26 protein-coding genes and 1 riboswitch are annotated in these 22,462 nt (G+C 60.5%); of the genes, 14 read left to right on the forward strand and 12 right to left on the reverse strand.

Going from position 1 to position 22,462, the window contains the following annotated elements:
* Window positions 1-105: 105 nt before the first annotated feature.
* The 4 genes from ACRDT3_RS11565 to ACRDT3_RS11580 all read right to left on the reverse strand — a co-directional run bounded on the left by ACRDT3_RS11565 (window position 106) and on the right by ACRDT3_RS11580 (window position 3,878).
* Window positions 106-1,164 carry a PQQ-dependent sugar dehydrogenase gene (locus ACRDT3_RS11565; RefSeq protein WP_431493114.1) on the reverse strand — a complete coding sequence of 353 codons (1,059 nt, stop codon included), beginning with the start codon at window positions 1,162-1,164 and terminating at the stop codon, window positions 106-108.
* Between the two features lie 7 nt (window positions 1,165-1,171).
* A complete protein-coding gene (locus ACRDT3_RS11570) occupies window positions 1,172-1,762 on the reverse strand; it encodes a dihydrofolate reductase family protein (protein ID WP_431493115.1) in 591 nt (196 codons plus the stop codon).
* Between the two features lie 70 nt (window positions 1,763-1,832).
* Complete coding sequence (locus ACRDT3_RS11575; protein WP_431493116.1) at window positions 1,833-2,255, reverse strand: PaaI family thioesterase; 423 nt, start codon at window positions 2,253-2,255, stop codon at window positions 1,833-1,835.
* Window positions 2,256-2,270: 15 nt separating this feature from the next.
* On the reverse strand, window positions 2,271-3,878 hold the full coding sequence (locus tag ACRDT3_RS11580; RefSeq protein ID WP_431493117.1) for an AMP-binding protein: 1,608 nt from the start codon (window positions 3,876-3,878) through the stop codon (window positions 2,271-2,273).
* Between the two features lie 377 nt (window positions 3,879-4,255).
* Window positions 4,256-4,372: riboswitch (SAM riboswitch) on the forward strand.
* 94 nt (window positions 4,373-4,466) lie between these two features.
* On the opposite strand from ACRDT3_RS11580, the gene ACRDT3_RS11585 reads away from it, so the two are divergent.
* Window positions 4,467-4,967, forward strand: a complete 501-nt coding sequence (locus ACRDT3_RS11585) for a flavin reductase family protein (protein WP_431493118.1) — start codon at window positions 4,467-4,469, stop codon at window positions 4,965-4,967.
* A 66-nt stretch (window positions 4,968-5,033) separates the two neighbouring features.
* Here ACRDT3_RS11585 and ACRDT3_RS11590 read toward each other — a convergent pair whose 3' ends face one another.
* A complete protein-coding gene (locus ACRDT3_RS11590; RefSeq protein WP_431493119.1) occupies window positions 5,034-5,210 on the reverse strand; it encodes a hypothetical protein in 177 nt (58 codons plus the stop codon).
* A gap of 828 nt (window positions 5,211-6,038) precedes the next feature.
* Here ACRDT3_RS11590 and dnaB point away from each other — a divergent pair.
* The 3 genes from dnaB (at window position 6,039) to ACRDT3_RS11605 (ending at window position 9,605) form a co-directional block, all read left to right on the forward strand.
* Window positions 6,039-7,394: a replicative DNA helicase gene (gene dnaB, locus ACRDT3_RS11595; RefSeq protein ID WP_105656572.1), complete on the forward strand. Its 1,356-nt coding sequence runs from the start codon at window positions 6,039-6,041 to the stop codon at window positions 7,392-7,394.
* 61 nt (window positions 7,395-7,455) lie between these two features.
* Window positions 7,456-8,199 (forward strand): ZIP family metal transporter, encoded by a 744-nt coding sequence (locus tag ACRDT3_RS11600; RefSeq protein WP_431493120.1) that lies wholly within the window; start codon window positions 7,456-7,458, stop codon window positions 8,197-8,199.
* A 23-nt stretch (window positions 8,200-8,222) separates the two neighbouring features.
* Window positions 8,223-9,605, forward strand: a complete 1,383-nt coding sequence (locus ACRDT3_RS11605; protein ID WP_431493121.1) for an MFS transporter — start codon at window positions 8,223-8,225, stop codon at window positions 9,603-9,605.
* 28 nt (window positions 9,606-9,633) lie between these two features.
* Here ACRDT3_RS11605 and ACRDT3_RS11610 read toward each other — a convergent pair whose 3' ends face one another.
* Window positions 9,634-10,806, reverse strand: coding sequence for a hypothetical protein (locus ACRDT3_RS11610; protein ID WP_431493122.1), 1,173 nt, complete (start codon window positions 10,804-10,806; stop codon window positions 9,634-9,636).
* Window positions 10,807-10,965: 159 nt separating this feature from the next.
* Here ACRDT3_RS11610 and ACRDT3_RS11615 point away from each other — a divergent pair, with 159 nt between their 5' ends.
* Window positions 10,966-11,154, forward strand: coding sequence for a hypothetical protein (locus ACRDT3_RS11615; protein WP_431493123.1), 189 nt, complete (start codon window positions 10,966-10,968; stop codon window positions 11,152-11,154).
* Between the two features lie 9 nt (window positions 11,155-11,163).
* Here the strand turns inward: ACRDT3_RS11615 and ACRDT3_RS11620 are convergent, their stop codons facing one another.
* Window positions 11,164-11,496 (reverse strand): GNAT family N-acetyltransferase, encoded by a 333-nt coding sequence (locus tag ACRDT3_RS11620; RefSeq protein ID WP_431493124.1) that lies wholly within the window; start codon window positions 11,494-11,496, stop codon window positions 11,164-11,166.
* A gap of 17 nt (window positions 11,497-11,513) precedes the next feature.
* On the reverse strand, window positions 11,514-12,515 hold the full coding sequence (locus ACRDT3_RS11625) for a pirin family protein (protein ID WP_431493125.1): 1,002 nt from the start codon (window positions 12,513-12,515) through the stop codon (window positions 11,514-11,516).
* 170 nt (window positions 12,516-12,685) lie between these two features.
* Here ACRDT3_RS11625 and ACRDT3_RS11630 point away from each other — a divergent pair, with 170 nt between their 5' ends.
* The 3 genes from ACRDT3_RS11630 (at window position 12,686) to ACRDT3_RS11640 (ending at window position 13,989) form a co-directional block, all read left to right on the forward strand.
* Window positions 12,686-13,147: a MarR family winged helix-turn-helix transcriptional regulator gene (locus ACRDT3_RS11630; RefSeq protein WP_431493126.1), complete on the forward strand. Its 462-nt coding sequence runs from the start codon at window positions 12,686-12,688 to the stop codon at window positions 13,145-13,147.
* Between the two features lie 86 nt (window positions 13,148-13,233).
* Complete coding sequence (locus tag ACRDT3_RS11635; protein WP_431493127.1) at window positions 13,234-13,491, forward strand: hypothetical protein; 258 nt, start codon at window positions 13,234-13,236, stop codon at window positions 13,489-13,491.
* A 57-nt stretch (window positions 13,492-13,548) separates the two neighbouring features.
* Window positions 13,549-13,989 (forward strand): SRPBCC family protein, encoded by a 441-nt coding sequence (locus tag ACRDT3_RS11640; RefSeq protein ID WP_166650752.1) that lies wholly within the window; start codon window positions 13,549-13,551, stop codon window positions 13,987-13,989.
* Here ACRDT3_RS11640 and ACRDT3_RS11645 read toward each other — a convergent pair.
* Entirely contained in the window at window positions 13,986-14,375 is a 390-nt protein-coding gene (locus ACRDT3_RS11645; RefSeq protein WP_431493128.1) for a nuclear transport factor 2 family protein, read from the reverse strand. The two genes, ACRDT3_RS11640 and ACRDT3_RS11645, sit on opposite strands and share 4 nt — an antisense overlap.
* Before the next feature lie 29 nt (window positions 14,376-14,404).
* The gene (locus tag ACRDT3_RS11650) at window positions 14,405-15,169 is read right to left on the reverse strand and encodes an SDR family oxidoreductase (protein WP_431493129.1); all 765 of its coding nucleotides are present in this window, start codon (window positions 15,167-15,169) and stop codon (window positions 14,405-14,407) included.
* A gap of 198 nt (window positions 15,170-15,367) precedes the next feature.
* Here ACRDT3_RS11650 and ACRDT3_RS11655 point away from each other — a divergent pair, with 198 nt between their 5' ends.
* Window positions 15,368-16,384 carry an AEC family transporter gene (locus ACRDT3_RS11655; RefSeq protein ID WP_431493130.1) on the forward strand — a complete coding sequence of 339 codons (1,017 nt, stop codon included), beginning with the start codon at window positions 15,368-15,370 and terminating at the stop codon, window positions 16,382-16,384.
* 106 nt (window positions 16,385-16,490) lie between these two features.
* Window positions 16,491-16,826, forward strand: coding sequence for a LuxR family transcriptional regulator (locus tag ACRDT3_RS11660; RefSeq protein WP_431493131.1), 336 nt, complete (start codon window positions 16,491-16,493; stop codon window positions 16,824-16,826).
* 69 nt (window positions 16,827-16,895) lie between these two features.
* On the opposite strand, the gene ACRDT3_RS11665 is transcribed toward ACRDT3_RS11660, so the two are convergent.
* Complete coding sequence (locus ACRDT3_RS11665) at window positions 16,896-19,163, reverse strand: ABC transporter permease (RefSeq protein ID WP_431493132.1); 2,268 nt, start codon at window positions 19,161-19,163, stop codon at window positions 16,896-16,898.
* A gap of 174 nt (window positions 19,164-19,337) precedes the next feature.
* Between ACRDT3_RS11665 and ACRDT3_RS11670 the strand changes: the two genes are divergently transcribed.
* Window positions 19,338-19,991, forward strand: a complete 654-nt coding sequence (locus tag ACRDT3_RS11670) for a TetR/AcrR family transcriptional regulator (RefSeq protein WP_431493133.1) — start codon at window positions 19,338-19,340, stop codon at window positions 19,989-19,991.
* A gap of 97 nt (window positions 19,992-20,088) precedes the next feature.
* On the opposite strand, the gene ACRDT3_RS11675 is transcribed toward ACRDT3_RS11670, so the two are convergent.
* Window positions 20,089-20,283, reverse strand: a complete 195-nt coding sequence (locus ACRDT3_RS11675) for a hypothetical protein (protein ID WP_431493134.1) — start codon at window positions 20,281-20,283, stop codon at window positions 20,089-20,091.
* A gap of 322 nt (window positions 20,284-20,605) precedes the next feature.
* Between ACRDT3_RS11675 and uraD the strand changes: the two genes are divergently transcribed.
* From uraD to pucL, 3 genes are all read left to right on the forward strand, one after another.
* Window positions 20,606-21,100, forward strand: a complete 495-nt coding sequence (uraD, locus tag ACRDT3_RS11680) for a 2-oxo-4-hydroxy-4-carboxy-5-ureidoimidazoline decarboxylase (protein ID WP_431493135.1) — start codon at window positions 20,606-20,608, stop codon at window positions 21,098-21,100.
* Window positions 21,101-21,166: 66 nt separating this feature from the next.
* Window positions 21,167-21,523 carry a hydroxyisourate hydrolase gene (uraH, locus tag ACRDT3_RS11685; protein WP_105656558.1) on the forward strand — a complete coding sequence of 119 codons (357 nt, stop codon included), beginning with the start codon at window positions 21,167-21,169 and terminating at the stop codon, window positions 21,521-21,523.
* A 4-nt stretch (window positions 21,524-21,527) separates the two neighbouring features.
* Window positions 21,528-22,451 (forward strand): factor-independent urate hydroxylase, encoded by a 924-nt coding sequence (pucL, locus tag ACRDT3_RS11690; protein ID WP_431493136.1) that lies wholly within the window; start codon window positions 21,528-21,530, stop codon window positions 22,449-22,451.
* Window positions 22,452-22,462: the final 11 nt, after the last annotated feature.

A 22,462-nucleotide genomic window follows, 5' to 3' on the forward strand; every position in this document is an offset into this window, starting at 1 on the left:
GGCCGGCACCACGGTGCCGGCCCTCCGCCTTTGCCGCGAGTGAGAACCAACTACGCGGATTCCTCGAGGCAGAATTCGCGCGCTTGCGAGTTGCAGATGCGCGGATTATCCAGTTGGCGAATGCGTTGCGACCTTGATGCGGACGATCTGATCATCTTGGGGAGTCGGATTGCCGCGGCCGTCGGTATTGTTGGTCAAGATCAGAAGGTCCCCATTCTCTGACAGCAACGCATCGCGCAGTCTTCCGTGTTCCCCCTTCAGCAGTTCCTCTTGGTCGGAGGGTGAATCCAGGCGGACGCTGCGCAATAGCTGTCCACGCAGATTCGACATGTACAAGGTGTCTTGGACAATCGCAATTCCACTTGGGCTCGCTTCGGACGGCGCCCATTGCGCGATCGGATCAATGTGCAGATCCGTAGTGCCTGCGGATCCCTCAACCAGCGGCCAGCCGTAATTCCCGCCGGCTTCGATAATGTTCAGCTCATCCCAGGTGTTCTGCCCGAACTCGCTGGCATACATCGTCCCATTCGAGCTCCAGGCCATGCCCTGTACGTTGCGATGCCCATAGCTGTAGACATAGGAACCTGCGAACGGATTATCTTCCGGGATGCTCCCATCCGGTGCCATGCGCAGAATCTTGCCGCCCAATTGATGAATGTCCTGGGCTTGCTCGGAATTCGCTGCGTCTCCGACGGAGGCATAGAGCATTCCATCAGGACCCACTGCCAGCCGTCCGCCATTATGAATGCTCGCCGACGGCAAAGCGTCGAGCAGTGTGCGCGGGGGCGAGAGCGAAAGGCTTCCAGGGGTGCCCTGCAGGGTGAACTGCTGGATGCGGTTACCCGAACCACCGGTGGAGTAGGCGTAGAGCTGGTCCGGGGCGAGGAAGGCCAGGCCGAGCAACCCGCCCTCGCCCTTCGCAGCAACGCCATCGAGCCGAGCCACTTCCCGGAGCTGCCCGGAATCCAAGATTTCCAGGATCCTCCCCGAATCCCTTTCACTGACCAGCAAGCTGCCTTGGGCATAGACCATTGACCAGGGTGCTTCCAGGCCAGTGGCCAGTGCAGCGGAGGAGCTTCCAGGCTGATCGCTGACGGTAGGTGTGGCGCATCCATTGAGCAGGATCATGCCAGCAAGTACCCAAGGCCCGAGGACGCGCCGCATGGTGTTGCTAGCTGTGCGCCGGGTGGTGGCGCGTCGGGCGATAGGTCAGTTCCTGTATTCGGCCATCCAGTAGCTTGGAATCGACAAGTTCCAGGTCATAGTCATCGACCCCTCCCAGGACGGGAGCGGAGCCGCTGTGCCCGGTCAGTACCGGGAAGATGGTCACCTGGATGAAGTCCACCAGTCCTGCCGCCAGCAAGGAGTGGTTCATTGCCAGGGAGCCGTGGGAGCGCAGCGGCACATCTGAGGTTTCCTTGAGCTGTGCGACGACTTCCAGTGCATCAGCGCGCTCCAGCGTGGGGTTTGGCCATGACAGCGGCTCTTCCAAGGTGGTGGAGATGACGGTGGCGGGCTTGTCGTGCAAAGCCACGCCCCACGCGTCTTCAACCTCGGGATTCATCTCGATTTCCGCCCAGAAGCGGCTGAATAGGCGGAAGGTGTTTGCCCCGAAAACCATGCGGCAAGCCGGAGTGTAGAGCGCGAGGCGATGGGCCAACAGCTCCGGCCCTTGCTTTCCCCAGTAGCCATCCCAATCGCCACCGGCGCTGCCGAAGCCGTCGAGGCTGCTGAACACATCGAAGGTATAGGTCGCACTCATGGCGAATCTCCTGAAGCTTGAGCGTTAGATGCCACCTACCGTACGCCCGTGCTCGCAGTGGGAAAACCAGTTAGGCGTGATTCTCAGGCAAATTCACATTTTGGGTGCGCAACTGGCCGCGGGATAGCTGCTTGCCGGTGGATTCATCGGTGATGATGACCTCCCAGAGCTGCTGGGTGCGCCCTTGGAATAGCGCGGTGGCGATCACCTGGACCCGTGATCCGGTGGAGGGGCGCAGGAAGTCGGTGGCGTTGTGCACGCCGACTGCGAATTGCCCGCGTTCGGCCACCGCGTAGCTGGCGCCGACCGAACCTGCGCTCTCGATGATCGAGGCGTACACGCCGCCATGGACCACGCCCCAGGGGGTGTGGTGGTTCTCGTCCAACTGCGCGTGGCCGCGTACTTCAGTGGCCGTGATTTCATCGAATTCCAATCCGATGCTTTCGCTGAATCGGCTCGACTTGTTGGGAATCCGTGGTGCTGGGTTATCCAATTGGTGATCCTCGGGCTAGTTCGGCGTGCTGGCTTCGAGCGCCTGGGCGCGCAGGACATTCTTTTGCACTTTACCAGTGGAGGTACGCGGCAGATCCTGCGGGAAGACGATGGTGCGCGGCACCTTGAAACCGGCAAGCTTTTCGCGGGCGAATTCAATCAGGGTTTGGGCATCCAGGGAGGATCCGCTGGAGCGGATGACATAAGCCACCGGACGCTCGCCCCATTTCTCATCGGCGATGCCGATTACGGCCAGGTCCAGCACCTCTGGGTGCGAAGCGAGGGCCTGCTCTACCTCGATGGTGGAGATGTTCTCGCCACCGGAAATGATGATGTCCTTGGCCCGGTCGCGCACCTGGATGTAGCCGTCCGGGTGCATTACGCCGAGATCGCCGGTGTGGAACCAGCCGCCATGGAAAGCTTGGGTGGTGGCCGCTTCATCGCGGTAGTAGCCGATCATGACGTTATTGCCGCGCAGCACGATTTCGCCCATGGTCTGCCCATCCGCTGGGACATCGTTCATGTTCTCATCAACAATGCGCGCGGACTCGGCGGTAATCATGCCTACGCCTTGGCGGGCGAGCTTCGCGGCCCGGCCCGGGCCATCGAGGGCATCCCACTCATCCTGGTACTCGCACACCGTGTACGGTCCGTATACCTCGGTAAGGCCATATACATGGACTACCTCGATGCCCAGCTTCTGCAGCTTGGAGATGATTGCAGGGGACGGGGGAGCGCCTGCGGTGGTGATGCGCAGTGGCGCATCGAGCTGGTGGGCACGGGTGGAGTCAGCGATGATAGAGCAGACGGTCGGAGCGCCGCACAAGTGGGTGGTCCCAAGATTCTCGATGGCATCCCAAACGGCATTTTCGCGCACCCCGCGCAGGCACAAATGGGTTCCTCCCGCTGCGGTGACGGCCCACGGAGTGCACCAGCCGTTGCAGTGGAACATCGGCAGGGTCCACAAGTAGCGGGTCTTGGCGGTGAAGCCCTGGTGGTGCGCTTCGCCCAATGAGTTCAGGTAGCTGCCGCGGTGCGAGTAGAGCACGCCCTTTGGCTTGCCGGTGGTGCCCGAAGTGTAGTTCAGGGTGATCGGAGCCCGCTCGTCAGCGATGGCGTAGGGAAGCTTTTCATCCGCGGCTTCTGCGATCAGTTCGTCCAAGGTGGCGTCGACCAGTACCTCGGGACGCTCTCCGTCGAACTGGTCATCGGTGATCTCGATGAGCGCTTCCAGTGTTGGGTTCTCCTGGCGCAGAGTCTTGGTGTTCTCCAGCAGTTCGGTGTCGGCAAGCATCAGCTTGGCGGCAGAATGATCAACGATGTACTGCAGCTCGTGGGCCGAGAGGCGGGTGTTCAGGGCAATGAGTACTCCGCCAGCTAACGGCACGGCATAATGCGCCATGAGCATCTCGGGAGTATTCGGTGCCAGCACGGCTACGCGGTCGCCTGGCTCAATGCGTGATTTCAGCGCCTGGGCAAAGCGGTGCACCCGTGCTTCAAATTCTTCATAGGAGAAGCTGCGAGTTCCATGGATTACGGCGGTCTTCTTCGGATAGGCCTCGGCTGTGCGTTCCAAGAAACGCAGTGGGGTCAATTCTGAATGGTTGGCCTGAATCTCTACCATGGTGTGGCTATTCCTCAATCGTCATCGATGGTTACGGAGAACAATAAGCGAGAGTGTGACTCAACGCACTCCATGAACAATAGTGACATGAACCTCAGCGTCATGCCGAGAAACCAAGTTTCATTACGGTGGGCGGTAGGGAATTCGCGGCAGGACTCTGAGCTTGGGGGAGGCGTTGGTATTCTGCCGAATCAAGATCGGCAGAAGCCTGCTGCGATCCATTAAGCCAATGGGCCCAATAAGCGCGGCATGTTGCGAATAAAAGACTGCCCAAGGGTCCAGTGCGGGGCATTGGATCGAATATTTCGTCGAATATTGCGATTTGCGAAGTGAAATGTTTGACGGCTGTTCGCCATGAGCCATATCGTTTTAAACAGAATCAAGAGCATCAGCTATAAGCCCTGGCTTGCTGATCGGCAACCCTCTCAACGGTAGTGGGGTGCTCCAGGTGAGGATTCGGTTCCACACAAAATGTGCTGGAACAAGTACCGCACACGGCGCGGAACTTCAGCCCAAGCGGCTTCGAGTAACGAGAAGCCAATGCTTGCTGGCTACTGCGCGGTGGGCAAGACCCAAAGGAATCGAGCCATGTCATTGAATCTTGAACTTGACCCGTTGACCCTGCGCAAGGTTTTCGCTCAGCATCCATCAGGCGTAGCCGCCCTCTGTGCAGAACTGGATGGCGAGAAGACCGGCATTGTCGCTTCATCGTTTACCGTGGGTGTTTCCCTCGAACCTGCACTGGTGATGTTCGCAGTGCAGAAGTCCTCGAACACTTGGCCAAAGCTGCGCGATGCCGGCCGCATCGGCGTCTCAGTGCTGAGTGAACGCAATGAAGGTGTCTGCGCTCAGATTGCATCGAAGAATGGCGACCGGTTCCGCGGAATCGATACCTATTCCTCGGATCAGGGCGCGCTCTTCGTCAACGACTCCACGCTGTGGCTGGAGACTTCTATTTACAACGAGGTCGAAGCGGGGGATCACTGGGTAGTCCTGATGGAAGTCCATGGGCACCGCACCTCGGAGCACTCGCCACAGATCTTCCATGATTCGCGGTTCCATTCGCTGCCGGTTCCTGAGCTCGTATAAGCGCTTCGCAACTTGCAAGGCTTCGGCCAGATCAAAACATTGATCTGGCCGATTCCTTTTTGAATTTCAGGTCGGCGGGTTGAGCCATTCCTTGCAGCCACGTCCGCCGGCAATGCCGGATTTCTCACGCCACCCTGAAGGCTTGGGGAGATGGCTGGCGATCTCCGAGCCTGCCTCTTGTGCCAGCCGCCCCAGGCATTCGGAGATGTCCTGCTCATCAAAGTATCTGGCGCTAGAAACCACCTTGAACCCTCCTTGTTCGCCACCCGCCTGGGCCGCGGAACAAGGCCACGCTGAAAGCTCGTTGAACCTCGCTGCACGCTGGACCGGAGCGGCAGCGAATTGCCGGCAAACCTCGGATGGGGTTTCCGCGCCATGTCCAAGTCGCGCATCACGAGGGTACCGGACGCATTATGGCGCGTTCGCTACGGCGGGCCGCGGAAGTGAGTTGGCGAGAGTGCGCCGGCAACCCAGTCGCTGATCCAGGTTCGCACGTCGAGTCGTTGCACACATTAAGTTATCCACCGCCCCGAATGGAGAAATCCTGGCTGATTGTGGACTACTAGAAGATCCGGGCCCTGTTGGCGAATTTAATCCACGGTGACTTAGGGTTTTATGAATTCATCAGTATCCACAGCGTTATCCACAAAACTGTGGACGAGACGTGGGCAAATGTGCACAAAGGGTGAAAAACCCCGGAAACTGGGCGATTGAGGGTGTTGATAACCTTGGCCCGGTTGGCGTGAGCTTCAAGGAATTAAGTTTCTGTCCACAGGTGTGAGAATGCAAATTCCCAAGTCAGAAGATATTACTGATACGTAGAGTGGGGTAATCCACAGAGTTCTCCCCAGACTGTGAACAGGGAACTCCACAGGTAGAGGGGTGTTATCCACACATTCTGTGGATAATGAGGTTTACGCCTGTTAATAACAGCCCTAGTGTTGGCTTCGGGAGAGAAATATCCACAGGCGCCTAACATCCAAATGTCCGTATTGACTGACATGATGAAGCGTTGCCATGAGGCAAGGATAATTTTTCCCAGCGGGTCAATAGGGGATGGAAGTGTCTGCAATGAGTGCTGAGCCGGTTTACGAAGGACGAGATTCCGACGCAGGGCGCAAGCCGCCACAGGATATCGAGGCCGAGATGTCGGTCCTTGGTGGCATGATGCTTTCCAAGGACGCCATTGCCGACGTCGTTGAATCCATTCGCGGCACCGACTTCTACCGTCCCTCCCACGAATCCATTTACGAGGCAATTGTCGACCTCTACGGTCGTGGCGAACCAGCCGATGCGGTTACCGTAGCCGACTTGCTGACCAAGCGCGGCGAAATCTCGCGCATCGGTGGCGCCGCCTACCTGCACAATCTCATCCAGCAAGTTCCAACTGCAGCCAACGCCGGGTACTACGCAGAAATCGTGCGCGAACGCGCCGTGCTGCGCCGATTGGTTGACGCAGGAACGCGCATTGTCCAGATGGGCTACTCGCCAGATGGTGAAGTTGACGCGATCGTCAATGAAGCCCAGGCAGAGGTCTACAAGGTTGCCGAGAACCGCAGCAGTGAAGACTACGTGCGCCTTTCGGACATCATCGAAGACACCGTTGATGAAATCGAGAACGCAGCCAACGCAGGCGACGGCATTACCGGTGTGCCCACCGGATTCTACGAATTCGACGAGCTCACCCAGGGCCTGAAGGGCGGCCAGATGATCATCATCGCTGCCCGTCCTGCGGTGGGTAAGTCAACCTTCGCGCTGGACTTCGCCCGTTCTGCTGCCATCAAGCACAATATGGCCACCGTGTTCTTCTCCTTGGAAATGGGCCGCAATGAAATTGCGATGCGCCTGCTCTCGGCGGAAGCGTCCATCCAGCTCCAGGATCTGCGCAAGGGCTCGGTAGAAGACGCGCAATGGACCAAGATCGCCACGACCATGGGCCGGCTGAACGAAGCCCCGTTGTTCATTGATGATTCGCCGAACATGTCCATGATGGAAATCCGTGCCAAGTGCCGTCGCCTCAAGCAGCGCAACGAGCTGCGCATGATCATCCTGGACTACCTGCAGCTGATGAGCTCGGGCAAGCGTGTGGAATCGCGCCAGCAGGAAGTTTCCGAGTTCTCGCGTAACCTCAAGCTGCTCGCCAAGGAACTCGACGTTCCGTTGATTGCTCTGTCGCAGCTGAACCGTGGTTCCGAGCAGCGTACCGACAAGAAGCCAATGGTTTCGGACCTTCGCGAATCGGGCTCGATTGAGCAGGACGCCGACATGGTTATCTTGCTGCACCGTGATGACGTTTACGACAAGGAAAACCGTCCGGGTGAAGCTGACGTGATTATCGCGAAGCACCGTGCTGGTCCGACCAAGACCATCACCGTGGCCTTCCAGGGCCACTACTCACGCTTCAATAACATGTCCACCGAGGGTTAGTCCCAGTCAGAACCTATATGGCACCTACTAAGTCAGCGAATTGCTGGCTATAGTGGGTGCCATGTTCGCTTCGTTGCAGGCTTTGCTTTGGGGCACTGTGGCCGGTTCGGCCCTGCTGCTGGGATCCGGCGCGGCTTGGTGGCTGAAGATCCCGAAGATCTGGGTCAGTGCCATCATGGCCTTCGGTGCCGGGGTCCTGATCAGCGCACTGACCTTTGAGCTGGTGCTGGAAGCCTATGAAACCGGTGGCCTTGCTGCAACGCTGGGCGGCGTGATCGTGGGCGCTGCCCTGTATTTCGGTGCGAACCGGCTGCTGGGCTGGCGGACCGGAAAGCGGCAAGCGAGGCGAGCAGGAACCGGCGAACAAGAATCTTCTGGAACAGCGCTCGCTGTCGGTGCGCTCATCGACGGCATTCCCGAATCCGTGGCCCTGGGACTCTCCGTGGTTGCCAGTGCGAGCATTAATCCCGCGATGCTCATCGCCATTTTCGTCTCCAACGTCCCCGAGGGCCTGGCCAGTACCGCCCAGATGAAAGCGTCCGGGCGCAAAGGGCTCTCCATAGCCTTGCTCTGGGGCTCGATAGCAATTTCCTGCGGCATCGCGGCCTTCCTCGGAGCGCTGCTGCTGGAATCCATGCCCGGTGAAGTGCTGGCCTTCGCCACCGCGGTCGCTGCCGGAGGCATCCTGACGATGATCGCCGACACCATGGTTCCCGAGGCCTACGAGGTGGAGCACGACTACACCGGACTGCTGGTGACTTCTGGCTTCCTGGCGGCCTTCAGCCTGCACGTGATCGGCGGCTAAGCGAAACCTGACATCATGGATGCATGCCCCTGAACCGTCGCAGCCAGTCAGCTGAGCGCGCAGATCCCACCATCTATGCTCCGCAGTATCTTGCCACCACCCTTGGCATGTTCGTTCTCGTCTTCTTGGTCGCCTTCGAATCCATGGCCGTGACCACGGTAATGCCACTGGTCAGCGAGCTGCTGGGTGGTGAACGCTACTTCGCTCTGGCATTTGCCGCGCCAATCGCCAGTGGCATGCTGGGCATGGTTGCCGCCGGTGAAATCACTGACCGGTGGGGGCCAAAGCATCCGCAGTTCATCGCCGTTGCCGTTTTCTGCGTTGGCCTGCTGATCTGCGGTTCAGCGGAAAACATGCAGATGCTCATTGCCGGACGCATCTTGCAGGGAGTTGGCGGTGGCGCGATCACCGTCGCCATTTACGTGCTCATCGCTCGTGCCTATCCCGGGCATCTGCACTCCAAGATCTTTGCCCTGTTCGCCACCGCCTGGGTGGTCCCGGCAATGGTCGGCCCTTGGCTGGCTGGCCTGATTGCCGTGCACCTCGGTTGGCGCTGGGTGTTCTCCGGCGTGGCAGTCCTGGTGATTCTCGCGTTTTCCGGAATCGTGCCCGTGCTGAAGTCGCTGAGCTCCAAGCGGAACTCGGAATTGGGGCCGATTTCCACCAAGCGGCTGATTCTGGCCGGGCTGACCGGGCTTGCGGTTATTTGCATGAACCTGCTCGGCAATGCCCAGAGCCGGTGGTCCCTTCTCGGGCTGGTTCTGGCACTGGCGGTAGCCCTTATTGCGATTCGCCCGCTGCTGCCGAAGGGCACTTTCACCTTGGGCAGGGGGCTGCCGTCCACCATCATGACCCGCATATTCGTGACCGGCGCCTTCTTTGGCGTGGAAGTCTACCTGCCATACCTGTTGCGTGAAGATTACCAGTTGGGTCCTGACCGGGCGGGCCTGATCCTTACGGCCTCGGCATTGTGCTGGTCGCTGGGTTCATGGCTGCAAGGAAAGCTGGGGGAGAAGGTGGAATCCTCCACCTGCATTACCGTGGGTGCCGTCGCCGGCAGCGTAGCGATTTCAACCGCATTGGCGACCGCGATCTTCCATCCGCCGGTATTCGTGCTGGTCTGCGGATGGGCTGTGGGCGGATTCGGCATGGGCATGATCTTCCCGCGTCAAAACGTGAACATGCTGGCCCTGTCCGCGAAGCAGGAACAGGGATTCAACTCATCGGCAATGACGGTGGCAGACTCCTTGGGCAACGCCGGAACCACCGCCATCGGTGGCGTCATCTTCGCGATGGCCGCCACCGGCATGGGGTTCATCTCGGTCTTCGGCTTTAGCCTCTTGCTGATTCTGGTCCTGATCGCGATATCACCGCGCACCAAACCTGTTGCGCGGCCAGCAGCCTGACTACGTTGGGACGATGTGAATCCGAAGATCAGACTCGTTCGATCTCTAGTGCTTTGGCGATTCTGCGTTGACCAAGATTGACAATGACGCCAAGAACGATGGCTCCGATGGTCAAGATTGGGCCAACGCCTGGAACGGCCGCAAACAATAATCCGAGAATCGCAAAGATCACGATTGCCGAGATTCCTGCCATGCGATAAGTGCCTGGGCTGTAGCGGCGTTGCTTGTCGCCAATCGTGACAGATTTATTGCCAACCTGATAAGTCGATTGATTACCTCCAAACTGGCCTGAACTTGCCTGTCTTGGTCCTCTGGACGAGGTTCTTGCCGAGGGTCTATCCGGAGTATAAGCATTGGGCACGTCGTAGTGATCAGCCTCAGCGACAAATGATGGGAGCACTGGCATGGAGCGCAACCACTTGTCCGACAAGTCCGTGGCGCGAGCACCATAGATAACAAGTTCCGCGGCAACCCCGGAACCTTTGAGCTTGGCCCAGACCCCAAGAGCCTTGCCCATATCCTCCGCATGCCGAATCGTTGCTAAGTAGTGCTGCGAAGTCGTCGGGGTTAATTGCCCAACGCGCTCACCATCCAGACGAACTTCAACCAGTTCTTTCACAGTACCGTTCCGGAGGACATGTTCTAGACGATGCATCGTCAAAACAACCATGCCTTCACCACGAGCCGGCACGTACTCGAAAAGATGCTCAAAATGATCTTCTTCCTTGGTCACCTGTAGTGCACCACCCCAAGGAAGAATCGAAACGAGTTCAAGTGGACCGACGTTTAACGGAAGTAGCATGTCAGGCTCAGGCAGGCCCACGCGGATATTCAACTCCACTTCAGTATTTTGCGGCCCGCTCTGATCCCATTTGCGGCGGTTGTAGGCAAAAATATTGCCATTAGTAATCGCAGTGGCGCCTGATGCAGTAATACGCTGAATCACATTGCTCCACTTACGAGCATCGGCGGACGATAGGTAGCCAACAAGCTGTCCTCCAACGCGCGCGCTAATCGCGTCACCATTAGGGCTATGCGGATTATCAGGCTCAGGAACAAGTTCCACCTTGATATCCGCACGCAGCGGCTCATCGTCAGAAGGGCGGTCGCCGGCAATCTGCAGGATCTTATCCTGCCGATAATACTCACCGACCAGATCCACGTCATGCGAAGAACCCGTAGGCAACAAAAACTCAAACATAACTACCCCCTAAAGAACGGCCAATGCCTAAGGATGATCTGTGTCGTGCCAAATGCCTTAGAAACATCATGTCCGCGCTTCATTTAGAAAACAGGTTCATCTTCGTATCAATTTCAAGATTGCAAAAAATGGCACAACAGACCTGACTACGCTGGGATCATGGACACCGAGCTTCCGAAGACCAGCAACCCCGCCGCCAGGGCCTTCGAGCAGGCCGGCATCACCAGTCTCGAGCAGGCGGGGCAGGCCGGCGCCGCGGCACTGCTCGCGTTGCACGGCGTTGGCCCGAAAGCCATTCGCATTCTGAGCCAAGAGCTGGCCGCGCGCGGCTTGGAGATGAAGCCCTGAGAGGTCCGGCTAGCCGCGCGGCAGGATGCTCAGGTGGTCTTTTTTCGGTTCCACGATATGCTGCGCGTACTCGGTGTGCTTGGCAACATAGGCCTTCACATACGGGCAGACCGGAACGATCCTGGCACCGCTGGCGATGGTGTTCTCCAACGCGAATTTCACCATGACGCTGGCTAGCCCCTGCCCGCCATATTCCTCATCCACGGTGGTGTGGAAGAAGATCCGCTCGACGCCTTCGGCCCCATCAAAATCGCGGTAGTGCGCCGCGCCGATGATCTTGCCGTCATCGTCGAGGGCGAAGCGCTGGCGCTCGGGCAGGAATACTGGTTTGATATCGCTCATTGGGAGTTCCTTGATGGTTAGGCGGGGTTCACGCGCGGGCGCAGGCGAACGGTAGGAAGTGCTGGAGCAGGCAAGGCTGCCGGAGTATTCGGCGGGAAAGGCCCGAAGCGATCCTCGGAGGCATCCCCGGGCTCCGCCCCGATCTCGGCCTGCCACTGCGCACGGAACGCGAGGACTTCCTCATGGGTGCGGCCTACGAAGTTCCACCACATCAGGATGTCTTCCTTCAGCGGTTCACCGCCGATGAGCAGCGCCAGAACCGGCTGGTCCCCGGACTTCAGGCGTAGGGTCTTGCAGCCGGCTCGCACGAACCCGAGATCGCGTGGAGCGAGTTCATGGCCGTTGACTTCAAGCTTGCCGGAGTCCAGGAGGATCCCGTGCTCATGGTGCCCGGGAACAACCACCTCAATCTCGGTATTCGGTTCAAGGCGCAATTCCGCGCCACCGAGCTCGGTGTGGGTCTTCACCGGGGAAGTGGAAGACCTGCCCGATACCCCGTAGGTGCCAAGGAAGACTGACAGCGACCAGCCGGGAGCGGTGAGCGCTTCCGGGCGGTAGTTCTCAAAAGTATGTTCCATGTCCCGCGCATGATCGGGCAGGGCGGTCCATAACTGGGCACCGTGAAGGATGGTGGTGTCCTCGGTGAGGATCTCCGAATGGCTGATTCCGTGCCCGGCGGTCATCAGATTGACCTCGCCGGGGCGCACGGTCGCCTTGAATCCGGCTGAATCCATATGGTTGATCTCGCCGGTGAAGAGCCACGAGACAGTCTGCAGTCCGGTGTGCGGGTGACGAGGCACGTTCATCCCGCCGGTGACTTTGACGTCGTCAGGACCGTAATGGTCCAAGAAGCACCAAGCGCCGATCAGGCTGCGCTGCTTTTGCGGCAGCGTCCGGAAGACCGTCATTGCCCGCGGACCGCCCAAGGGCACTTCGCGTGGTTCCAGGATTTCAACCTCTGCCTGGGAGCGTACTGCACTGCAGTCGATCTCCTCCGGGCTGTGCTCAAGATTGCTCATGTGCCAAGGCTATTCACTGTGGCCCGTTTTGACTACTCGCGCCACCCATTGCCATGCAACCGGAATTTGCGTCCTTGCCCAGGTGCAGCCAACCGCTGGGCCACGAGGTTTTCGACCGGGGTACGATCAATGCAGTGGTATTAGGCATCTTTCAAGGAGCTTGCGGCAACGTGGACAGTGCAATTCTTCGGGACGAAGATCTTCTCAAGCTGGAAAAGCAGGTCTGCTTCGGCCTGGCCGTAGCCTCGCGCTCGGTGATCTCGGCGTACAAGCCCGTGCTGGATCCGCTGGGGCTGACCCATCCGCAGTACCTGGTGATGCTGGCCTTATGGGACCTGGGGCCGATCAGCGCCCGTGCCCTCAGCGGGCATCTGCATCTGGATCCGGGAACGCTTTCACCATTGGTCAAACGGCTCGAAACTGCCGGTTTGGTGGCAAAGACGAAGAACCCGGATGACGAGCGGGCCGTAGTCATTCAGCCCACCGAGAAGGGCGCCGCGCTGCGTAGTGAAGCGGTGAAGGTGCCGCGCGAAATGATGGCCCGGCTTGCCCTGTCCGACAAGGATGTGCTGGAGCTGCGCGGCATCCTGGACCGCATGATTGCTGCAGGTTCGAACGCTCCGAAGAGCTAGAACCCCATTTAGTTGGTGCACCAACTAATGACGTATGATTGAAGCGCTAGTACTCGCAATCCCAATGACCGAAGAGGACGACGATCATGGATGAATCACCCCTGCCGATCATTTCCGATACAACCGGGCTAAGCGTCAGCTACCGCATATTCTGGCGTCTGAAGTACTTGGGATTGTCGATCTTCGGTCCAGCCGAGCGCCGTGTCCTCGCCAGCCCTCGCGAACGCATCAAATGGGACCGCGCAATGAAGGTCATGCGTGCCCATGAAGCTGCCGGAACCTTGCCGGATGAACAAACGCTGTACACCGTGAGCCGCATGGAGCCTCGCCGTCCGCAGGGGTAGCCGCCCCCGCATGCGAACCTGGTGGCGGGCCACGATAATATTGAACTTATGGAATCGATGACTGAGCTTGTAGTCGCCCGACAGTTTTCCGCACCGAAGAACGCCGTTTGGGCTGCCTTCGTCGAGCCGGAAATCATCGCCCAGTGGTGGGGTCCCGATGGCTGGCTTGTCGAGGAAGATTCCGTCGTATTCGAAGCCAAGGTCGGCGGCCGGCATGAGCTGAACATGGTGCAGGCTGATAACCCGGATGCCAAGGTGCCGCTCAAGGCGGTGCTGACGTCCTTCGACGAGTACGAGTGCCTGGTCAGTGCCGACGGCCCGCATGAAATGACCTTGGACCTCGTGATTGAAACCCGCATCGAATTCAAGGAATTCGCCGGGCAGACAATGCTGACGCTGACCCAAACCCCATTGCCTTACGAGGTTATCGAGTCCAGCACCAAGGCATGGAATTCCGCTTTTGCGAAGCTCGAGGCGCTGCTGGCGGAATTCTTCTAGGCCTTTTGCCCGGCAGGGGAAGAACCAGCAAAGTAGCTGCGAACGGCTACCAGCTTCGCGGTCTTGCCGGCGGAGGCAAAGCGCAGCACGTGGCTGAAAGGCGTTTCCTTGCCGCCACTGGCCAAGACCCCGTCGGCGCTTCCTTCCTTGCCGTGGGTGAGGACGCTCAGGAATTGCAATCTGGTGGCCTCGGGGAGCGTTTGGGCCCATTGCTCCACCGCATCGCGCCCACGGAGAGTCTGCTCACCCGGGAACTCCCACACCACATCATCGGCGAGCCACTGGCGCAGTTCTGGCAGGTTCTTGCCGTGTAGTGCAACCAGAAGCCCCAAGGTGATCTGATGGCGCGGAGCATTGCCGCACGTAGCCGGAGTATCTACTTGCAAGCCAGTGCCTCCCTCCCGTTGCCCGTGGCCTAGCCTCGCCCGATGTAGGGCATGCCGCCAGCGGTGATGGTGAATTGGTTGATGGACGTACCGAGTGGAACCCCGGCGATGTACGCAACGGCTTCGGCGGCTTGGGCCAGCGGGAATGTAGGCTCGACGAGCCGCTGGCCGCCCGGTTGCAAGGCTCCTTGGGTGGCACCGAAATCATCGAGCAGGTCACTGGCGGTGTTGCCGATATCGAGCTGCGTGGCCCTGATCCGGTGCTCCCGTCCATCAAGTTCTAGGCATTTGGTCAGGCCGGCGATGCCGTGCTTGGTGACGGTATAGGCAACGGAGTTCACGCGCGGAACCTGCGCTGAAATCGATCCATTGTTGATGATGCGTCCCCCGCCGTTGGCCTTGAAATGGGCGAACGCGGCGCGGGCGGCATTGATGGCCCCGGTGAGGTTGATCCGGCAAACCTCATCCCACTGAGCCGGGCTCAGCTCATCAATTGCTGCCGAGGGCCCGAAAATCCCGGCATTATTGAACAGTGCATTGACCGTGCCGAAACGCTGCGCCGCTTCGGCAAACAGGCGTTCCACGGCCAGCGGATCACTTACATCTGTGGGGACCACCAAGGCAGAGCCATGTTCTTGCGCCGTCTCATGCAAGTTAGCCGCGGTGCGCCCGGCGAGCACCACATTCCATCCCTGCGCTAGCAGCAGGCGGGCGGTGGCGCGGCCAATGCCTGATCCTGCGCCGGTGATGGCAATCGTGCGCGGGGCATGCGGGACTCCAGATGCGTGGGACATCAATTCTCCTTGCGGAAAGCTCAACAGTATTGGGACGAGGCGCGTGATCTCATCCTAGGAATTTGCGCCGCCAAACCCCAGTTTTCGCCTGCATGTTGCGAAGTACCCCCGAGCGCATTTCCCGGATCAGCCTGGCAAGCAACTAACCTTGAAGTGCCCGGTCCCGCATTCCCGGCCGGACATCCCCTAAGGAGGCTCGTGTTCCTCGACGTGCTCTATGGCGTGCTGCCGCTGTTCTTCGTCATGCTCATTGGCTACGGCGCCAGCCATGCACCCAAATTCCCCGCCAGCGTGGAACCGGCACTCAATGTGTTCGTCTTCTATGTCGCCTTGCCTGCCCTGCTCTACAAGGTGGTAGCCCGAGCGGACATCAGTGAAGGCGTGCCGCTTGCATTCCTGTGGATCAGCATCGTCTCAGCACTGCTTTTTGCCCTGCTCAGCTGGCTAGCTTTCCGCTATCTGCTGCGCGCAACCCGGGCACGGGCGCTCGCCGGCATGCTGACCACCAGCTTTGGCAACGTGTCGTACTTGGGCATCCCGATTATCCTCGGCGTCATGGGCGCCGAAGCCGGGTTCGCCGCGGGCATGGGGCAACTGGTCCACAACATCATCTTCATGGTCGGATTCCCCATCCTCGCCCAAATTCTTTTGCCCAACGGCAAAGGAGACCAGCACCCGGCAAGCGCAGCGCGCATCGCCCGGACCATCCGCAATGCCCTGGCTTACAGCCCGGTCACCTGGGCCATGCTCCTCGGCGGCGCGGTAGCCATCCTCGGTGTGCCCGTGCCCCGGCCGGTGGACGACACCGTGGACCTGATATCCGCCGCGGCCGCCCCGGGAGCGCTCTTCGTCATTGGCATGTCGCTGAAGCGGACCATTGGCCGTTCGCGTGCCAGGCGGCATGCACCGGTTGCTCCGGATGGCACTGCGGCTGCCGCCAGTTGGGCGAGAACCTCGATCGCGGCCATGGTGCTGGGCAAGCTCGTGGCATTGCCATTGCTGACGGTGGCCATGCTGCTCGTTTTCGCCCCTGATCTGGACCGCATCTGGTTCAATGCCGCGGTGCTCATGGCGGCCATGCCGGTTAGCGCGACCGCCTACATCATGGCCCAGAACGACACCGGGGATGGCGAGCCGACCGCGCTGGCCATCGTCATCACCTGCGTTTTGTCGGTCATTGCCCTGCCGGTGCTGGCCCAGCTGGTGCTGAAGTAGCCTCCGCGCTGTCCTTGACCTTTGCCCCGGTGCGGGGACAGTCTTGTAGCATCACAGGCTAAGCGGCCCGGAGTTTCCGGCCCGAGAGATGAGATGCAGGGATTTGATGAAGAAGTTTTCGCTGACCGCCATCGCCCGGACCCAGCTGAGAGAAGCCGCGGATGCAACCAATGGCCGAGCCGCCAGCACGGTTTTCGGCGGACACGAGCACACCCTGCGCCAAACCATCATCGGGCTCAGGGCCGGCACCGAGCTGCAAGAACATGTGAACCCCGGCGAAGCGACATTGCTGATCCTCCAAGGCAGGGTCACCGTTTCATCCATGGGCAACCAGTGGGAGGGGCGCAGCCAGGATCTCATTGTGCTTCCCGAAGGGCGGCTGAAAATCAGCGCCACGCAGGATTCCAGCGTGCTGCTCACCGTAGCCAAGATCGATCGCTAGGGGGAGCAGCGAAATGCGGGCCAGTTCAAATCCATGAACTGGCCCGCATCTGCAGGGGAGAAGGACTGACTAGACGCTGACCGCGTCCTTCTCCCGGTCTTCAGCTGCGCTTCCGCCGGCTTCGGCGTCTGCCAAGTCCACGGCTTCGGCGTCGATGGCATCTGCGGATGCAGCGGCTTCGCTCGCCTTGGCTTCAAGCGCCCGGCCCTGCAGCGCGGCGAGCTCCTCGGCGGAAATCGGGTGGCTGGAGGTCTGCACCGGCTTGAGCTGGTCGATGACCAGGGTCAGCGCCAGGCAGGCCAGGGCCCAGATGCCCAGGACCACCAGATGGGATGAGACTCCGGCGCCGTCGAAGTAGACGATCGCGCGGATCGCCTCAACCGCCGCGGGCATGGGCAGGACGTCGTGCAGGATGGTGAAGATGCGCGGTTCCATGTAGATGGACAGCGCCCCGTTGGAGGCCGGGACACCCAGGAACATCACGATCAGCATGGTCGGGATCAGGCAGACCATGCCCATGAGCCGATTGAACACGGTGGTGAGCATGGCCACCGAGAAGATCGCGAGCATGCCGGTGCCGAACAACTGCCAGAAGTGGCCCTCGACCGCACCGGTGAACGGTCCGGCAATCAGGTAGAGCACGGCTGACATGAAGGCGGAGTACACGGCCACCAGCGGGATCAGATTCTGCAGCGGGCGCAGGTGCGGTGCCGCAGTAGAACCCACCATGATGACCATGAAGCCTGCCATCACCCAGCCCATGCCCAGATACATGGCCACGGTGCCCATGTTGTCATGTTCCGGAAGCGGAGCCAGTTCCTGGTGGTCCACGGCCATTTCCTGGGACTGGCCGATCTGGGTGAATACCTGCACAACTACCTGAGAGGCGGCGTTGCCGGAAGCCTGGGCAGTGTAGATGCTCGCCTCCGGGCTATGCGCCGACGGCAGCACGAACGCTCCGGTCAGCTCCTGCGATTCGACCAGGTAGCGGGCGTCATCGGCGTTGTCCATGGCGGTGAAGACGAACTGGTCCTCCATGGATTCCTTCAGCGAATCCACCGTCTGCTGGGCCTGCTCCATGGAGGAACCCACGACGGCTACCGGCATCTCGCGTGGAGCAGGGGTCTGCATCGCGCCCAGCATTGCGCTGAGCATGATGGCGATCATGCCGAAAGGCACCGCAGCCAGGGTGATGTAGCGCCAGGCCTTGTTCTTCGGGCGCGGCCCGCCGTGCAGGGAAGCGACATTGACCTGGGTCGGGATATCGCTCTTGCCCTTGGCGATGCGCAGTGCGTCGATCAGGGCGACCAGCAGCAGGGCCGCCACGGCTCCGCCGGCAAGGATCAGGATATGCACGCCCGCGCCGTCGCCATCGAAGTACAGCACCGAGCGCATGGCTTCGCCCAGGGCGGGCATCGGCAGGAACTGGTGCAGGAACGGGAAGATCTTCGGCAGGGTGTAGACCGACATGCCCATATTGGAGGCCGGCTGGCCCAGCACCATGAACAGGAGCATTCCCGGGATGACGGCCATGGCGCCGAATATGCGGGTCAGCAGCAGCTGCCCGGCGCCCACGGCGAAGACGCCCAGGGCCAGGGTTGACCACGCCGGCAGGGTGCTCGCGGCGGGGATCACGCCCAGGATCGGGCCGCCGACGAGGATGCCCAGCCCGGAGAGCAGGATTGACCATCCGCCCAGCAGCGGCAGTGCGCGGCGGCGCTTGAGCAGCTCGGGGGAGTTCGAGAAGGCCAGCGACCAGGGCATGTAGCCGGCGGTGATCATCGCGGTGGCCAGCAGCATGGCGCCCATGCCCATGGAGTCGTTCTCCGGCAGCGGCGCCAGGTCCTGGGAGGACAGTTCCAGCGACTGCTCCACGATGACCGGCGTGAGCACGGCCGTGATGGCCGATGTGGCGGACATGCCGGCACTGCTGGCGGTGTACAACGTGGCAGCATCGCCATCGAGGTCCACTGCCGCGGTGACCTCGCGGTCGTAGACCAGCTCGCGGGCTTCGCGGGCCGAGTCCACGATGCGCAGATCAACGGCATCGGCATTTTCCGCCTCCAGCGCCCGGGCAAAGTCCCCGGCCGCTGCGCTGCTGGTGGCCGAAATGGCCACCGGCATGTTCGTGGCCGACTGGTGGTGCATGGCCCCCAGGTAGCCCCAGATCATCATGCCCACGATCATCAATGGCATGATGAAGACTGCGACAGTCCTGCCGATCTTCTCGGCCTTGGCTCGTTTGGCAGCCGCTTCCTGCTGAGAAAGTGGCTGCTTCTCGTGCTTGGCCCTGCGGGAGGGCGGCGGGTTTTCAGTGACTGCGGCGTCGTTGCTCAACTACGCATGCTCCTTGGATTCTCGATCGGAGGCGGGATGCGCGGCAACCCGCCAAGGTCTTTAGTTGAATACTAACAACTAATTTACGCCACATGGCGTAAAATTATCTGCAACTGTGCCGAGGTTCACTCCCTGGGCTCTTGGGCGAGATGATGCGAGGGAAAGGCGGGAACGGTGAGCCGACACGGCGATAAGGCGCGGGAGGTCTTGCTCGATGCGGCAGAAGAGCTCTTCGCGAGTCACGGAATAGACGCCGTATCTAATCGGAAAATTGCCGAGCATGCGGGTACAGCCAACCATTCGGCGATCAAGTACCATTTCGGGAGCCGTGAGGACCTGCTGCAGGCCATGCTCCAGCGGGCGCTGGGCGAGATGCGCAGCTGCCGCGACCGCCTGCCATCCGTTGCCGGCGGGCCGGAGGCGAGCCTGCGCGAGGTGGTCACCGTGCGGACCCTTCCCTGGGTCTATTCCTTCGACGCGCTGCCACGGCCCTCCTGGCGGGCGCAATTCCTCTACCAGGCGCGGCTGCATCCAGGCCTGCCGGCGATCGTGGGCGACAGCCTGCGCGAAGAGGTGCTGAGCGTGGAGGGTCCAGGGCAGGCTCGCAAGGAGTTCGAAGGCATTCCGGAGGTTGTGGTCAGGTCGCGTGCATTGATCCTCGGCCCGATGTTCCTGGGGCTGTGCGCGCAGTACGAGCGCACGGTCAATGAAGGCAAGCAGCGGGGCAATTGGGAGTCGCTGGGATACTTCCTGGTTGATTCCATGGTGGGCATGCTGGCGGCGCCAAGCACCGCGGCGGCCGACTTCATGGGATTCGGCGGGGACTAGCCGGGCTGGCGCGCGGCGCTGCGGCCCGGATTAAAAAACGCAGAGGCCAGGTCCCGACGCCTCAGGGGTTGGCCTCTGCGCGGTCTTGGGTGGATGCCTAGCGCCCTTGGTGCTGGCCGAACAGGCGGCTCCACAGCGAGGGGACCTCGCGGGTGATCCGCGGCTGGCGGGCAATATCGGGATCCAGGTTCTCGATGGGCTGGAACAGCCCGGTGCGCAACGCGTCGGTGGTGGCAATGAGGCGCTGGCCCTCCGGTGTGCAGTTGATCTTGCCTGGGTTGATAGCGGTCATTGTGACCCTCCTTCACGATTTCGCATTTCCATAATATGGAAATTATCTTCTGTCTTGTGAAACCATTATGTGCGCTACGTCGGAGTGTTTGCAATAGCTGGGCGCAAAATTTTCTATCCACAATATGGAAACCAGCAAAAAGTCACACTTGTTAAAGTTTTTCCGGCTTTCGCTTGACTGCCACGCTGTGAGGTGGATTACAGTGGTCACACAAGGTTCCACGAAACCAGCATCGAGTCGAAGCCGAAGTCTCCTTCGGTGGTAAGGGTGTTCAGCCAAGGTCCGTGGAAAGAACGACCGTTTGAAAAGAGCTGATCACCCGATGCGTTTAGACGTATTCAACCAATTGCCCGCAGCCGAGGCCGCAAATTTCCTGCGCCCCTGCGTCGATGTCGACCGCTGGATCGATGCACTTGTTTCCGCCCGACCTTTCAGCAGCTTCGATGCGCTATCCAGCTTTGCGCTCCAGGACGTCGCGCCCTTCAGCCGCGAGGAAATTGCCGCTGCCCTGGCCCACCATCCGCGCATCGGCGAACAGGCGCAGGGGAGCAGCAAGGAGGCGGACCTCTCCCGCGGCGAGCAGGCAGGCCTGGCCCTTGATGGCGATGCCACCGACCGCCTGGCAGCAGCCAACCGGGCCTACGAGCAGCGCTTCAACAGGGTCTTCCTCATCCGCGCCGCCGGCCGCAGCTCCGAAGAGATCCTTGCCGAATGCGAACGCCGCCTGGCCAACGACGATCAAGCCGAACTCCTTGAAGTAGCCGAGCAGCTGCGCCAGATCGCGCTGCTGCGGCTGAAGAACTCGGTGGACAACTAAGCCAATGCCCGGGGTGAACCCTGCGCATTTATCAATCCCAATCCCTCCGACAGCCAGGAGATGAACATGGCAGATGGAAACGGCGAACGCAGCCACATCACCACCCACATACTCGACACCGGGACCGGGAGGCCTGCCTCCGGTGTCAAGGCCACGCTGGAAGCCAAGACGGCATCCGGCTGGCAAGAAATCGGCTCGGGTTCCACGGATGCCGATGGCCGCATCAAGAACCTCGGACCGATACAGGTTGAAGCCGGCCGATACCGGATTTCCTTTGAAACCGGCGGCTACTTCGGGAAGCAGGGAACGGAAAGCTTCTTCCCCGCGGTAAGCATCGATTTCTTCGTCAACGACGTCGACGAGCACTACCACGTACCTCTTCTTATCAGCCCGTTTGCATATTCCACGTACCGAGGGAGTTAGAACAATGACTACCGAAATCACCGCCCCAGCAGATACCAAGATCGTGCTGGGCTCCAACCAATACGGCAAGGCCGAAGTCCGCCTGGTCAAGATCACCCGCGACACCGTTCGCCACCAGATCCAGGACCTGAACGTCACCAGCCAGCTGCACGGCGACTTCACCGCCGCGCACCAGGACGGCGACAACGGCCGCGTCGTGGCCACCGACACCCAGAAGAACACCGTCTATGGCCTGGCCCGCAACGGCGTGGGCGCCATCGAGGAATTCCTGGTGCAGCTGGGAAACCACTTCACCGGCGAATTCGAGTGGATCACCGGCGGCCGCTGGGCAGCCCAGCAGTTCTTCTGGGACCGCATCAACGACCATGACCATGCCTTCTCGCAGAACAAGTCCGAAGTGCGCACCGCCGTGCTGGAAATCGACGCCGAAGGCAAGAAGTCCATCGTTGCCGGCCTGGAGGACCTCACCGTCCTGAAGTCCACGGGCAGCGAGTTCCATGGTTTCCCGGTGGACAAGTACACGACCCTGAAGGAAACCACCGACCGCATCCTGGCTACCGACGTGACCGCGCGCTGGCGCTACACCGACCAGGCCATCGCCCAGGGCATCGACTTCGACGCGGTCTACACCTCGGTGCGCCACCTGCTGCTGACCCGCTTCGCCGACACCCACTCGTACGCGTTGCAGCAGACCATGTTCCAGATGGGGCAGGCAGTGCTCGAAGCGCATCCGGAAATCGCCGAGATCAAGATGTCGCTGCCGAACAAGCACCACTTCCTGGTGGACCTGGAAGTCTTCGGCCAGGACAACCCGAATGAGGTCTTCTTCGCCGCGGATCGCCCGTACGGCCTGATCGAAGCGACGATCACCCGCGAAGGCACCGAGGCGAACCACCCCATCTGGGCCAATATTCCGGCATTTATCTAATTGAACGGCGT

Source organism: Glutamicibacter sp., assembly GCF_050701915.1.
Lineage (GTDB): Bacteria > Actinomycetota > Actinomycetes > Actinomycetales > Micrococcaceae > Glutamicibacter.

What these genes read in the sequence shown, in the direction of transcription:
- ACRDT3_RS11565 (WP_431493114.1), bottom strand. Translation starts at nt 1,164, where the DNA reads ATGCGGCGCGTCCTCGGGCCTTGGGTACTTGCTGGCATGATCCTGCTC.
- ACRDT3_RS11570 (WP_431493115.1), bottom strand. Translation starts at nt 1,762, where the DNA reads ATGAGTGCGACCTATACCTTCGATGTGTTCAGCAGCCTCGACGGCTTC.
- ACRDT3_RS11580 (WP_431493117.1), bottom strand. Translation starts at nt 3,878, where the DNA reads ATGGTAGAGATTCAGGCCAACCATTCAGAATTGACCCCACTGCGTTTC.
- ACRDT3_RS11585 (WP_431493118.1), top strand. Translation starts at nt 4,467, where the DNA reads ATGTCATTGAATCTTGAACTTGACCCGTTGACCCTGCGCAAGGTTTTC.
- dnaB (WP_105656572.1), top strand. Translation starts at nt 6,039, where the DNA reads ATGAGTGCTGAGCCGGTTTACGAAGGACGAGATTCCGACGCAGGGCGC.
- ACRDT3_RS11600 (WP_431493120.1), top strand. Translation starts at nt 7,456, where the DNA reads ATGTTCGCTTCGTTGCAGGCTTTGCTTTGGGGCACTGTGGCCGGTTCG.
- ACRDT3_RS11605 (WP_431493121.1), top strand. Translation starts at nt 8,223, where the DNA reads ATGCCCCTGAACCGTCGCAGCCAGTCAGCTGAGCGCGCAGATCCCACC.
- ACRDT3_RS11610 (WP_431493122.1), bottom strand. Translation starts at nt 10,806, where the DNA reads ATGTTTGAGTTTTTGTTGCCTACGGGTTCTTCGCATGACGTGGATCTG.
- ACRDT3_RS11615 (WP_431493123.1), top strand. Translation starts at nt 10,966, where the DNA reads ATGGACACCGAGCTTCCGAAGACCAGCAACCCCGCCGCCAGGGCCTTC.
- ACRDT3_RS11620 (WP_431493124.1), bottom strand. Translation starts at nt 11,496, where the DNA reads ATGAGCGATATCAAACCAGTATTCCTGCCCGAGCGCCAGCGCTTCGCC.
- ACRDT3_RS11625 (WP_431493125.1), bottom strand. Translation starts at nt 12,515, where the DNA reads ATGAGCAATCTTGAGCACAGCCCGGAGGAGATCGACTGCAGTGCAGTA.
- ACRDT3_RS11635 (WP_431493127.1), top strand. Translation starts at nt 13,234, where the DNA reads ATGGATGAATCACCCCTGCCGATCATTTCCGATACAACCGGGCTAAGC.
- ACRDT3_RS11640 (WP_166650752.1), top strand. Translation starts at nt 13,549, where the DNA reads ATGACTGAGCTTGTAGTCGCCCGACAGTTTTCCGCACCGAAGAACGCC.
- ACRDT3_RS11650 (WP_431493129.1), bottom strand. Translation starts at nt 15,169, where the DNA reads ATGTCCCACGCATCTGGAGTCCCGCATGCCCCGCGCACGATTGCCATC.
- ACRDT3_RS11660 (WP_431493131.1), top strand. Translation starts at nt 16,491, where the DNA reads ATGAAGAAGTTTTCGCTGACCGCCATCGCCCGGACCCAGCTGAGAGAA.
- ACRDT3_RS11675 (WP_431493134.1), bottom strand. Translation starts at nt 20,283, where the DNA reads ATGACCGCTATCAACCCAGGCAAGATCAACTGCACACCGGAGGGCCAG.
- uraD (WP_431493135.1), top strand. Translation starts at nt 20,606, where the DNA reads ATGCGTTTAGACGTATTCAACCAATTGCCCGCAGCCGAGGCCGCAAAT.
- uraH (WP_105656558.1), top strand. Translation starts at nt 21,167, where the DNA reads ATGGCAGATGGAAACGGCGAACGCAGCCACATCACCACCCACATACTC.
- pucL (WP_431493136.1), top strand. Translation starts at nt 21,528, where the DNA reads ATGACTACCGAAATCACCGCCCCAGCAGATACCAAGATCGTGCTGGGC.